This window comes from Halolamina pelagica (assembly GCF_001307315.1).
In the GTDB taxonomy this organism is placed as follows: domain Archaea; phylum Halobacteriota; class Halobacteria; order Halobacteriales; family Haloferacaceae; genus Halolamina; species Halolamina pelagica_B.
On the sequence record NZ_LGUC01000001.1, the window covers coordinates 2,439,417 to 2,451,660 of the forward strand.

Annotated in this window: 12 protein-coding genes and 1 pseudogene; 5 read left to right on the forward strand and 8 right to left on the reverse strand. The window is 68.8% G+C overall.

Translation table 11 applies throughout. The annotated features are described in order from the left end of the window. Positions 1–38: 38 nt before the first annotated feature. The 3 genes from SY89_RS12685 to carA form a co-directional block, all read right to left on the reverse strand. Positions 39–695 (reverse strand): HAD family hydrolase, encoded by a 657-nt coding sequence (locus tag SY89_RS12685; protein ID WP_054584492.1) that lies wholly within the window; start codon positions 693–695, stop codon positions 39–41. 125 nt (positions 696–820) lie between these two features. Then, positions 821–2,602, reverse strand: a complete 1,782-nt coding sequence (locus SY89_RS12690) for a Rieske (2Fe-2S) protein (protein ID WP_054584493.1) — start codon at positions 2,600–2,602, stop codon at positions 821–823. A 145-nt stretch (positions 2,603–2,747) separates the two neighbouring features. Beyond that, the gene (carA, locus tag SY89_RS12695) at positions 2,748–3,806 is read right to left on the reverse strand and encodes a glutamine-hydrolyzing carbamoyl-phosphate synthase small subunit (protein WP_054584494.1); all 1,059 of its coding nucleotides are present in this window, start codon (positions 3,804–3,806) and stop codon (positions 2,748–2,750) included. Positions 3,807–3,902: 96 nt separating this feature from the next. Between carA and SY89_RS12700 the strand changes: the two genes are divergently transcribed. From SY89_RS12700 to SY89_RS12710, 3 genes are all read left to right on the forward strand, one after another. Further along, the gene (locus SY89_RS12700; protein ID WP_054584495.1) at positions 3,903–4,319 is read left to right on the forward strand and encodes an Lrp/AsnC family transcriptional regulator; all 417 of its coding nucleotides are present in this window, start codon (positions 3,903–3,905) and stop codon (positions 4,317–4,319) included. A gap of 71 nt (positions 4,320–4,390) precedes the next feature. Continuing rightward, positions 4,391–5,074: a type 1 glutamine amidotransferase domain-containing protein gene (locus SY89_RS12705; RefSeq protein WP_054584496.1), complete on the forward strand. Its 684-nt coding sequence runs from the start codon at positions 4,391–4,393 to the stop codon at positions 5,072–5,074. 68 nt (positions 5,075–5,142) lie between these two features. After that, entirely contained in the window at positions 5,143–5,757 is a 615-nt protein-coding gene (locus SY89_RS12710) for an NUDIX hydrolase (protein WP_054584497.1), read from the forward strand. A gap of 152 nt (positions 5,758–5,909) precedes the next feature. Here the strand turns inward: SY89_RS12710 and SY89_RS12715 are convergent, their stop codons facing one another. The 5 genes from SY89_RS12715 to SY89_RS18660 form a co-directional block, all read right to left on the reverse strand. Next, positions 5,910–6,188: a hypothetical protein gene (locus SY89_RS12715; RefSeq protein WP_054584498.1), complete on the reverse strand. Its 279-nt coding sequence runs from the start codon at positions 6,186–6,188 to the stop codon at positions 5,910–5,912. Then, on the reverse strand, positions 6,178–7,218 hold the full coding sequence (locus SY89_RS12720) for a zinc-binding dehydrogenase (RefSeq protein WP_054584499.1): 1,041 nt from the start codon (positions 7,216–7,218) through the stop codon (positions 6,178–6,180). The genes SY89_RS12715 and SY89_RS12720 overlap by 11 nt, the downstream gene beginning before the upstream one ends. 68 nt (positions 7,219–7,286) lie before the next feature. Beyond that, a complete protein-coding gene (locus SY89_RS18650) occupies positions 7,287–7,745 on the reverse strand; it encodes a sensor histidine kinase (RefSeq protein WP_239685622.1) in 459 nt (152 codons plus the stop codon). After that, positions 7,745–8,563, reverse strand: a complete 819-nt coding sequence (locus SY89_RS18655; protein WP_275575409.1) for a PAS domain S-box protein — start codon at positions 8,561–8,563, stop codon at positions 7,745–7,747. Before SY89_RS18655 ends, SY89_RS18650 begins: the two co-directional genes overlap by 1 nt. Continuing rightward, positions 8,560–9,234 carry a GAF domain-containing protein gene (locus tag SY89_RS18660; protein ID WP_275575410.1) on the reverse strand — a complete coding sequence of 225 codons (675 nt, stop codon included), beginning with the start codon at positions 9,232–9,234 and terminating at the stop codon, positions 8,560–8,562. The genes SY89_RS18655 and SY89_RS18660 overlap by 4 nt, the downstream gene beginning before the upstream one ends. A 173-nt stretch (positions 9,235–9,407) precedes the next feature. Between SY89_RS18660 and SY89_RS12730 the strand changes: the two genes are divergently transcribed. Continuing rightward, positions 9,408–10,085 (forward strand): MogA/MoaB family molybdenum cofactor biosynthesis protein, encoded by a 678-nt coding sequence (locus SY89_RS12730; RefSeq protein WP_080506702.1) that lies wholly within the window; start codon positions 9,408–9,410, stop codon positions 10,083–10,085. A gap of 56 nt (positions 10,086–10,141) precedes the next feature. Next, a pseudogene (locus SY89_RS12735) lies at positions 10,142–12,002 on the forward strand (acetyl-CoA carboxylase biotin carboxylase subunit). Positions 12,003–12,244 lie beyond the last annotated feature (242 nt).

The window sequence follows — 12,244 nt, forward strand, 5'->3', positions numbered from 1 at the left end:
CTTCCGCCGCTTTCGGCCGCATCAAACGCCCGGGAGACCTATCGACAGAGCGCCCGCACGTCGTGGAGGTCGTCGACGACGTGGTCGGGCTGGACCGACAGTTCGTGGTGGCGACGGTGCGGTCGGCGGATGAACGCCGAGTCGACCCCGGCGTTGAACGCCGCCGTCACGTCGCTCTCCCGGTCGCCGACGTACAGTGCGTTCTCGGCGTCCAGATCCGACAGCGCCTGCTCGAGGAAATGTGGGTCGGGCTTCTTCCGCCGGAGATCGGCGATCGTCGGCTTGCGCCCGTAGGCGGTGTCGAACAGCCCCGACACGCCGTAGTGATCGAGCAGGAAGTCGACCGTCTCCTGTTGGTTGGAACTCACCACCCCCATCGGGAGGTCCAGATCCGACAGCGTCGACACGTCGTCGAACAGCGGCTTCCCGCCGGCGTGGACGTGCTCGCGCTGGGCCTCGTGGGAGGCCCGATCGCGAACCCGCCAGAACTCCTCGACGGAGAGGTTGTACAGCGAACAGATCTCCGACAGCGATTCCGGGGTCACACCGACGACGACCTCCTCCACGTGCTCGGGGTCGGGGTCGTCGACGCCTGCCTGCTCGAACGCACGCCAGGCCGCCTCCTGCAGCACGTCGTAGTCGGTGGTGTCCACCAGAACGCCGTCGTTGTCGAACACGACCGCGTCGTAGCTCATACGTATCAGAGGCGCACGCGCCTGAAAAAGGTTGTGCGCCGGGAAATCGGTCGCGCTCAGTCGTCACACCCCGCGCTTGCCCGCCAGCGCTCAGTCGTCACATCCCCGCGCTTGCCCGCCAGCGCTCAGTCGTCGGCGGCCGCCTCCGCCTCGCCGTCCTCGTGAATCCGTTCGCCCTCGTGAAGCCGCGACGCGATGGAGTACGTCTGCTCGCGCTCGCGCCGGGTCGGGTAGTGCGCCGCGAGGTAGCGCGCGACGGCCGTCGCGAGCACGCGACGCTCGGCCGGATCCTCGCGCAGGTCGAACTGCCGGAGCCCGGCCTCCAGCGCCTGGAACGTGTGGAATCCGGTGTCCTCCTGTAGCAGCGCGTTGCCGAGTTCGGCCTTCAGGCGCTCGGGGTCGCCGCCGGCGTCCAGGAAGTTCGCGGCATGGGTCCCCGCCGCGTTCACCTCGCCCTCCATCTCGAAGCAGTGGCGGAGCTCCTGGAGCTCCGTCTCCGGATCGGCGTCGGCGTCGACGGCCGGCTCGGGCGCCGGCGGCGTGTTGAGGAACCGGTCGAGGTAGACGTTCGTCGCCGCGTCGTACACGCCGCGGTAGAGTTCGGTCGTGGGCGCGCGCTGGGCCGCGCGGTGGACCGCGTTGGCGAACGTGAACGTGTGATGGACGGTGTTCCAGTCGTTGAACTCGTTGGCCGTCGAGAACTGCGCGACGCGCTTGCCCGCGGCGAACGTGACGGCACGAGCCAGTTGCTCGACGGTCGCGCCGTTTCGGATCGCGTCGTCGAGAGCGCGGTACACCGGTTCCGGCTCCTCACTGTGGAGTCGGTCGGTGAAGTCCTCGGGTTCGGTCCACTCCTCGCCCGTCCCTTCGGCGACCATCTCGTCGAGGCGGTCGAACGACTCGGCGCTGCGGCCCGCCAAGTCGTCGGGCTGGCGCCACGAGGAGAGCTCCTCGCTGCGCTGGGCGGTGGCGAGCCCGCGCACCAGCGACGCCAACACGTCGGCGCTCTCGGGGTGGTCCCAGCCGACGTGGTCCAGCGCCTCGGTCGCCTTGTTCAGGTGGTCGAAGCGGTGGCCGGTGTCGAGGTAGCGGTGGTCCGTCGCCGCCGCAGTCAGCATCTCCGTGAGCTGTTCGGGCGAACAGCCGCTGGCGACCGCCGTCCGGAGCACGCGCTCGGCGCCGTCGGCGTCCCGGACCTCGACGTTCTCCCGGAACCAGGACTTCAGCCGGCTGTAGGGCACGTCCGTCGCCTCGAACGCCTCCTGATCGAACTTCGGCGGCTGGTCGGCACAGTCGCTGGCGACCTGCACGAGCCCCTGGTACAGCGCGCGCTCCCGGTCGGCATCGTCGAGGTCGGGCAGTCGGTTCAGCAGCGCCGTCAGGATCGTCAGGCCGGAGCTCCAGCCACCCTCGCGGTACTTCGTGCCGAAGACGACCGCCGTCTCGAACGGGGCCTCTGGGTCGACGCCGGCCCGGTGCAGCCCGATCGCGGACTTCGCCAGCACCAGCCGGAGGTTCTGTTCGAGCCCGTCCTCCAGTCGCTCGGCCCAGTGGACCGCCGCCGGCTCGTCGCGTTGGGGGTCCGGGTCGACGTACACCGAGCCGTCGACGACCCTGACGGGGTAGCTCTCCACGTCGTCGGCCCACGGGTCGAACGTGTCGCCACAGGTGAGTTCGAAGCGTGCGTGGTGCCACTCACAGGTCAGCACGCCCTCGTCGACGCTCCCCTCCGAGAGGGGAAACCCCATGTGCGGACAGCGGTTGTTGACCGCGCGGAACTCGCCCTCGTGGTGGAACACGACGATGGGAATTCCGTCGGCGCTGGCGACAGTGCGGCCCTCCTCCCGGAGAGTGGCTGCGTCGGCGACCTCGACGTACTCGTCGGGGATCGTGTCAACGTTGGACATACACACACGTTGTGCCGAGAGCGACTAAAGCGTATGCTGAAGAATGTTTTACCGAGTCGGCGCGGCGGCGACACAACGGCGGCGTAGGGGCACGGCAACGCTCCGGCGTCGACGATCGCGGCGCGAAAACAGGTGCGAGATCGACTCAGTCCGAGGCGACTGCCGGCGTTCGACAGTCGGCCATGTCGAGCACGTCGTCGAAGAAGTCGAGGGAGTCGTGCGGGCCGGGGTTGGCCTCGGGGTGGTACTGGCGGGTGAGCACGTCGATGTCGACGCCCTCCAGCCCCTCCGCGGTGCCGTCGTTGACGTTGACCTGCGTGACCGCGAGCTCGCCCGGGTCGGCGACGCTGTAGCCGTGGTTCTGGGTCGTCATGATCACGCGGTCGGTTTCGAGGTCACGCACCGGCTGGTTCAGGCCGCGGTGGCCGAACTCCATCTTCTCGGTCTCGCCGCCCAGCGATCGGGCGACGACCTGCTGGCCGAGACAGATGCCCGCGATCGGCGTCTCGCCCGCGAACTCGTCGACGACCTCGCCGGCCGCTTCGAAGTTCGCCGGGTCGCCCGGGCCGTTCGAGACGAACACCACGTCCGGCTCGCGCGCGGCGACCTCGCCGGGCGTCGAGTCGTACGGCATGACGTGCACCTCGGCGCCACGGGCGGTCAGCGAGTCGACGATGGACTGCTTGGCGCCGCAGTCGAGCAGGGCGACGCGGGGGCCAGTCCCCTCGTACACCTGCGTCTCGTCGACGCTGACCTGCGCGCCGATGTCGACGTGGTCGCTCATCCCGACACACTGGTCAAGCTGCTCGCGGGCCTGTTCGGGCGTCGCGTCCGGGCCGGCGGCGACGCCACAGCGCATCGCCCCCTGCTCGCGGACCGCGGTCACCAGCTCCCGGGTGTCGACGGCGTCGACGGCCGGCACGCCCTCGCTGGCCAGCCAGTCGGCCACGTCGTCGGTGAACTCCCGGGCGACCGCGACCCGGGGCGTGACGCCGTCGGACTCGAAGCGCTCCTCGCGGACCCCGTAGTTCCCGATGAGGGGGTACGAGAACGTCAGTACTTGCTCGGTGTAGGAGGGGTCGGTCAGACTCTCCTCGTACCCGGTGTAGGCGGTGGTGAACACCAGCTCGCCCCGGCTCGTGCCGGGAGCACGCGAGCGTCCCTCCACGACACGACCGTCGGCCAGCGCGATGTACGCGCTCATTACGAGAAACGTACTCATCTATCCTAATAACTGTGTCGTTCGAAGATTTCTTACGAAATTCGTAACCGGTATCCCGGACGAGCGACACGGGCCTGTATGGACGAACTCGATCGGGAGATCCTGAACATCCTCCGGCGGGACGCACGGACTCCCTACACCGAGATCGCCGAGCAGGTGGGGACGAGCGAGGGGACAGTGCGAAACCGCGTGGAGGGGATGGTCGAGGACGGCGTCATCGAACGGTTCACCGTCACCACCCGAACCGGCAACGTGAAGGCGATGATCGAGATCTCGGTCGCGATGGACGTGAACACCGACGAAGTGGGCAAGCGCCTCGCGGACTGGGAGGAGGTCGACTTCGTCTGGCAGGTCTCCGGCGAGGACGACATCGTGCTCGTCGTCGACTGCGTCGACACGCGCGCGGTGAACGAGCTCATCTCCCGCGCCCGCGAGCAGGAGGAGGTCGAGGAGAGCACGACGCGGCTGATCCTGGACGAACGCCTCGGGACCTAAAACCCTCCGACGGGTCGAGAACGTGCCACGGCGGGAGGCCTTTTCCCGCCGAGTCCCCGAGCGGGGAGTGCATGACCGACGCGCTATTCATCGTCAGCGAAGAGGGGTACTGGGCCGAGGAGTGTATCGAGCCGCTCACCACGCTCGGCGACGCCGGCGTCGACGTGACGGTCGCGACGCCGACGGGGAGTCCGCCGGTCGTCGACGAGCGCTCGCTCGACCCGGATGACCTCGGCGAAGACGAAGCCGACCGCCTCCGGGAGATCCACGAGACCGACGAGCGACTCAACGACCCCATCGCGCTGGCCGACGCAGAGCCCGGGAGCTACGACGCGGTCGTGTTCCCCGGCGGCCACGGGACGGTGTGGGACATCAATCAGGACAGACACGCCCGCGCCGCGCTCCGGACGGCCGTCGAAGGCGAGACGGGCAAAGCGCTAGTCGTCTGCCACGCGGCGGGGCTCCTGGCGTTCACCCGCGACAGCGACGGCGAGATCCTGGCCGCGGGCCGCGACGTGACTGGCTTCCCGAACGCGTGGGAGGAGGGGATCGTCGACGAACAGGACCTCTTCGAGGGGCGGAAACTCCCCTACTGGGTCGAGGACGAGGTGACGGCCGTCGGCGCCAACTGGGACGCCGAACTCGACGCCGACACCTCCGTCACCGTCGACGGCGATCTGGTCACCGCCCGGGGGCCGGGCTCCTCGGCCGCGGCGGCGACGACGCTGCTCGACGAACTGGGGATCGAGGCGTAACTTCGGTGCCGCCCGGATAGCCCGCTCAGCATCGAAGCGACCTTACCCCGGTGGCCGATGAGTCGCGTATGAGCACCGAGGACGCCAACGCGGGCGGCGGCACCGAGCCCCACCCCAACGCAGCGCAGGACGTCGTCGCCGTCGACGGGGACGACGAACAGACCGGACTCGTCAACCGCCTCGACGCCCACACGGGCGAGGGGCAGCGCCACCGCGCCTTCACCGCCCTCGTGTTCGACGAGGACGGGCGGATCCTGCTCGCTCAGCGCGCGTCGAACAAGCGCCTCTGGGACACCTCCTGGGACGGCACTGTCGCCTCCCACCCCGTCGAGGGGCAGAGTCAGGTCGACGCGACCGAGCAGCGACTGGAGGAGGAACTGGGCATCACGCCCGACCAGTACGACGACCTCCGCGTCACCGACCGCTTCGAGTACAAGCAGCGCTACGAGCGCCAGGGGCTGGAGTGGGAGGTCTGTGCCGTGCTCAAGGTCACGCTGACCGACACGGAGCTCGATCCCGACACCGAGGAGATCGAGGGACTGCTCTGGGCGGACTACGACCTGCTGTACGAGAACCCCGAGTGGTACCGCCAGCTGCGGCTCTGTCCGTGGTTCGAGATCGCGATGCGCCGGGATCAGGAAGGCAACACGGTTGCGGACGGGAGCGTCGGGTTCGAGCGGTAAGTGAGCCGCGGCGCGCGGCCGGCGCCGACGACGGTCGGCGCCACGGCACCTCATGCCGCGGCCCTCTGGGAAGTCATCCACGGCGCGCGGCCGGCGCCGACGACGGTCGGCGCCACGGCGCCTCTTGCCGCCGCGATCCGAGAACCGACTGCCTACTCCTTCATCGCCCACACACCGACGACTCCCAGCAACAGCGCCGGGATGAAGGGCAGCGCCAGCATCGCCACCAGGAACGGGACGTGGTCCGCGAGCAGCGTCGGGTAGACGTAGATCACCCCCGGGATCACCAGCGTCGCCAGCGTAATGGCGCCGACGAGGATCCAACCGGTCGGGCCGTCCGCCTCGCTTTCCGCGTCGTCGGCCGCGTCGACGCCGTCGACGCCTCCGGGCGTGTGCACGTACCCGCCGTCGTCGCCGCTCTCAGAGCTCACTATCGGGCTTTAGCACCACTTTCCCAAAGCCCTCTCGATCCTCGAGCATCGCGTGGCCCCGGGCGGCCTCGGACATCGGCACCACCTGGCGGATCCGCGGCTCGAACGTCCCGTCCCAGACGAGCGAGAGCACGTCGTCCACCTCGCCCGGCGTGGCCATCGTCGACCCCAGCACGGAGAGCTGGTTCCAGAAGATCCGGTTCACGTTCGTGTGGGGCTGCCCGCCCGCGGTGGCGCCGCAGGTGACCAGCTTCCCGCCTTTCGCCAGCGACGCCAGCGAGTCCGACCACGACTCGCCGGCGACGTGGTCGACCACCACGTCGACGCCGCGCTTACCCGTCAGCTCCCGGATCTCGTCAGCGTAGTTCTTCTCGGTGTAGTCGATCACGTGGTCGGCGCCGCAGTCCGCCGCGTAGCCGAGTTTCTCCTCACTGGAGGCGGTCGCGTACACCTCGCCGCCGACGTGGTCGGCGATCTGGACCGCGGCGTGACCGACGCCGCCGGAGGCGCCGAGCACGAGCACCGAGTCGGTCGGCGACAGGTCGGCCCGGCTGACGAGCATCCGCCACGCGGTCTGGAACACCAGCGCCGACGAGCCGGCGACCTCCCACGCAACATCCTCGGGCACGGGGACGAGGTTGTCCGCGGGTACGGTGGCGTACTCGGCGTGGACGCCGGGGCGGTGCTCGCCGATGATCTGGTAGCGCACGCACATCGACGGCTCGCCGTCGCGGCAGAACTCGCAGTGTCCGCAGGCGACGCCCGCCGAGACGGCCACGCGGTCGTTGCGCTCGAAGCGGTCGACGTTCTCGCCCACGTCGACGACGACGCCCGCCGCGTCGCTGCCGGGCGTGTGGGGCATCTCGAGGTCGACGCCGGGCATCCCGCGCCGCGTCCACACGTCGAGATGGTTCAGCGCCGCCGCCTTCACGTCGATCGTGACCTCGTCCGGGCCGGGGTCCGGATCGGCCACCTCGTCGTACGCGATCACGTCGTGGCCGCCGTGGCCGTGGAACTTGACTGCCTTCATGGCCCCAGTTGGTGGGGGCCGACAAAACGGTGGCTGGTCACGGGGGCCGAATCGGGATCGTCGGCACCTCAGCGGAACAGCACAGTCGGCCCGCGTTCGACCGATTCGACCGACTCCCCCTCCTCGATCGCGGGCAGCCGAACCGTCGCGGCCGTCCCGTCGCCGCCGTCGCGGGACGAGATCTTGAACGAACCGCCGTACTGCGTGACGATCCAGTTGACGAGCCAGAGCCCGAGCCCGGAGCCGTGTTCGAGCGCCGTCTCGCTGCCCGTCGTGACCACGCGCTGCTCCATCTCCTCGATCCCGGGGCCGTCGTCCGTGATGCCGATCTCGATCCAGCCGTCGTCGTCGCGGACCGTCACGTCGACGTGGGGCGTCGATCCGGGGTTGTGCTTGACGGCGTTGGTCAGCAGCTCCGCGATCGCGACGTCGAGTTCAGTGCCGGCACAGACCCACCGGTCGGTCTCGATGCGGGCGTCGAACGCCGCGTCGGGGTACTCCTTGCGGTGGGTGGCTATCACGTCCATCACCATCTCTCCCGGGGCGAGCCGTTCGGGATCGCGGGGTGCCGGACGTACCGCTCGAGTTCACGGGCGTGTTCGCTGAGGTCACTCAGTTCTCGGGAGATGCGTTCGATCCGGGCGCCGGCGTCGCGAGCGCCGTCGGCGTCGCCGTCGCGGATCGCGGTCGCCCAGCCCCGGATCGCGTTCATGTCGTTGCGCAGGTTGTGCCGGAGCACGCGGTTGAGCAGCTCGATCAGCTTCTCGGTGCGCCGGCGCTCGGTAACGTCACTCTGGAAGCCGAGGTAGTGGGTCAAATCGCCCGCCTCGTCGAACACGGGGTTGATCTGGACGCGGTTCCAGAACGGGGTGCCGTCGCGACGGTAGTTGACGAGTTCGACAGTCGCCGCCGCCTCGGCGTCGATCGCCGCCCGGAACTGTTCGACCGCCGCCGGGTCCGTCGCCGGCCCCTGCAGCATCCGACAGTTCCGGCCGAGCACCGTCTCGGCGTCGTAGCCAGTGACCCGTTCGAACCCCTTGTTGACGTAGACGAGCGGCTGCGCTGGCTGCGCCATGTCGGCGATAGAGATGCCGACCACCGCCTCGTTCATCGCCCGGTCTTTGATGCGGAGCTCCCGTTCCCGCTCTTTCCGGTCCGTGATGTCCCGTCCGACGCCTTGGATACCGACGACCTCGCCGCCCTCGGTGATCGGCGTGGCGTTGACCTCCAACACCACCACGTCCCCGTCGTGGTCGACGAAGTCTAACTCCACTCGCCGCCGATCCACGCCGTCGAGCAGGTCGGCGTACGCCGAGAGCGCCACCGACGCGGCCGGCCCCGTCACGAACTCGTAGAAGGGCTCCCCGTCAGGTCCGCGGGTGCGTACCCGAGGGTGGGCTCGACGGCCGAGGAGACGTAGGTGAACTCGGCGTCGTGGCCGACTCTGAACAGGATGTCGAAGCTGTTCTCGGCGATACCCTCGAACCGCTGTTTCTCCCGTCGGAGATGGTCGTTCCGGGCTTCGATCTCCTGGTCGTGTCGGCGGCGCTGGATCGCAGTGCTCACGAGCGTGGACAGGAGTTCGAGGAACAGCTCGTCGGCCTCGGGAAACGGCTGGGCCCGCTCGGCCTCGTCCGCGAAGCAGACCGTCCCGTAGAGCTCTTCGTCGACGACGACTTTCGCGCCGATGTACGTGCCGAGATCGAACACGTCGATCGCGCGCTCGGAGATCGAGGAGTCGTTCGCGTCCTGTACGGCCAGCACGCCCTCCACGTCGACGGTCCGCCGGCAGTACGCGTCCTCGAGGGGACAGGTCTCTCCGGGCTGGATGAGTTCGTGATCGCCGACGGCTTGCACGATCTCCTGGCTGCCGTCGTCGATCCGAGTCAGAAACCCCAACGGTAGATCGAAGTACTCAGTCCCGATCTGCAGTGCGCGGTCGACCTTCGTCTCGACGTCCGTGTCGAGATCGGTGAAGACCTCATAGAGCCGCTCGCGCGGCGAGGTCGAATCCATATACTGAGTTAGTGTGCGCGCAATTAACTTAACGGATTGTGTACCGTCAGCGGCGACAGCCGGGGGCGAGTGCGCGCCGACGAAGGCGGGTCGCGCGAATGCTGGCTCACGGTGTCGGCCGTCGACTGCCGCGAGCGACCGGAGTTTTGTAGCCCGCGACCTGACGGATGCACATGAGCGACGAGCACTCTCACGACGACACGGACCACGAACACGGCGACCACCACCAGCCCGGCACGCACGACCACCACAGCCACGACCGCGACGAGCTCGGGGTCGCCGTCCTCACCGTCTCCTCCTCCCGGACGCTCGACGACGACGCCGGCGGCGACCGGATCGTCGACGCGATGGAGACCGCGGGCCACGAGGTCACCACCCGCGACCTCGTCCCGGACGACTACGACAAAGTGCAGGCCACCGTCCAGCGGTTCGTCGACCGCGGCGACGTGGACATCGTGATCACCACCGGCGGTACCGGCGTCACTCCCGACGACGTGACCGTCGAAGCCATCGACCCGCTGCTGGCGAAGGAACTGCCCGGCTTCGGCGAGCTGTTCCGCCGGCGCTCCTACGAGGAGATCGGCACGATGGTCGTCGCGACGCGGGCGACCGCCGGCGTCGCCGACGGCGTCCCCGTCTTCGCCATCCCGGGCAGCGAAAACGCCGCCGCGCTGGGCGCCGAACTGATCGTCTCGAGTGCGGGCCACCTCGCGGGGTTGGCGGGCCGGGACGACGAACACGATCACGAGGACGACGGTGGGCACGACCACGAGAGCGACGGTGCGCACGGCCAGGGCGGTGAGCACACCCACGACCACGGCGACGACGCGGGCAACCACCACGACCACTGACCTGCTCGGGACGGACCGACAGAATCACGTTCCATCTAAGAGAATCCCCTCCAAGAATGTTCGATAAGGTGCTCGTCGCGAACCGCGGCGAAATCGCGGTGCGAGTCATGCGCGCCTGCGAGGAACTGGGCGTCGACACAGTCGCCGTCTACTCCGAGGCGGACAAACACGGCGGTCACGTGCGCTACGCCGACGAGGCGTACAACGTCGGCCCCGCCCGCGCGGCCGACTCCTACCTCGACCACGAGGCGGTCATCGAGGCCGCCGAGAAAGCCGGCGCCGACGCGATCCACCCCGGCTACGGCTTCCTCGCGGAGAACGCCGAGTTCGCGGGCAAGGTCGAAGCCCACGACGAGATCACGTGGGTCGGCCCGGCCGCGGACGCGATGGAGCAGCTCGGCGAGAAGACCAAGGCCCGGAAGACGATGCGCGAGGCGGACGTGCCGATCGTCCCCGGGACGACCGACCCCGCCGAGAGCGCCGAGGAAGTGAAGGCGTTCGGCGAGGAGTACGGCTACCCCATCGCGATCAAGGCCGAGGGCGGCGGCGGCGGCCGCGGGATGAAGATCGTCGAAGGGCCGGAGGAGGCCGAAGACCAGCTCGAGAGCGCGAAACGCGAGGGCGAGGCGTACTTCGACAACGCCAACGTCTACCTCGAGCGCTACCTCGAGAACCCCGGCACATCGAGGTGCAGATCCTCGCCGACGAGCACGGCAACGTCCGCCACCTCGGCGAGCGTGACTGCTCGCTCCAGCGCCGCCACCAGAAGGTGATCGAGGAAGGCCCGAGCCCCGCACTCACCGACGAGCTCCGCGAGGAGATCGGCGCGGCCGCCCGCCGCGGCGCCGACGCCGCCGGCTACTACAACGCCGGCACCTTCGAGTTCCTCGTCGAGGAGGAGGACCGCGACGCCGAGAGCGGCGAACTGCTCGGCCCCGACGCGAACTTCTACTTCCTCGAGGTCAACACCCGGATTCAGGTCGAACACACCGTCACCGAGGAGCTCACCGGCATCGACATCGTGAAGTGGCAGCTCCGGGTCGCCGCCGGCGAGGAGCTCACGTTCGAGCAGGAGGACGTGGATCTCTCGGGCCACGCGATGGAGTTCCGGATCAACGCCGAGCACGCCGACGAGGAGTTCCAGCCCGCAAGCGGCGGGACGCTCACCACCTACGACCCGCCGGGCGGTATCGGCGTCCGCCTCGACGACGCGCTCTCGGAGGGCGACGAGCTGGTGACCGACTACGACTCGATGATCGCGAAGCTGATCGTCCACGCGGGTGACCGCGAGGAGTGTATCGCCCGGTCGCAGCGAGCGTTCGCGGAGTACGACATCGAGGGCGTCGTCACCATCTCCCCGTTCCACCGCCTGATGCTCGAGGACGACGCGTTCGTCGCCGGAACGCACACGACGAAGTATCTCGACGAGGAGCTCGACCCCACCCGGATCGACGACGCCGTCGAGACGTGGGGCACCGAGGAGACGAGCGGCGACGCCGAGGACGGCGAGACCACCGAGCGGCAGTTCACCGTCGAAGTCAACGGCAAGCGCTTCGAGGTGAACCTCGAGGAGGAGGGCGCCCCGCGATCCCGACGCCCCAGACGAGCAGCGGCGGCCAGGATCGACCCCCACAAGCCGGCAGCAGCGGCGGCAGCAGCGACGACGGCGGGTCCGGCGGCGACGCCCCCGAGGTGCCGGAGGGCGGCGAGTCCGTCGCCGTCGACATGCAGGGGACCGTCCTGTCGGTCGAGGTCGAGGAGGGCGACGAGGTCGCGCCGGGCGACACCGTCGCGGTGCTGGAGGCGATGAAGATGGAGAACGACATCGACGCCGAGCGCGGCGGCACCGTCTCGCAGGTGCTCGTCTCCGAGGGCGAGAGCGTCGATATGGGCGACGTGCTGGTCGTATTGGAGTAACACCTCGCCCAAAAGCCGTCGTCGCCCCCTCTGGGGGCTCCTCGGCCTCGCCTTCGGCGAGTGAATCGGCGACCTTCCGGGTCCTTCGGACCGTCACCAGAAATCGAAGATTTCTGGTTGGCGAACGAGAGCAGAGCTCTCGTTAACGCTCGGTCGCCGAACGTTTGTTGTAAGTAGTCTACCTATTTGTAACACGCGTCCAGCGAACCGGCTAAGTGATTAAATAATTGATCTATCGGTCA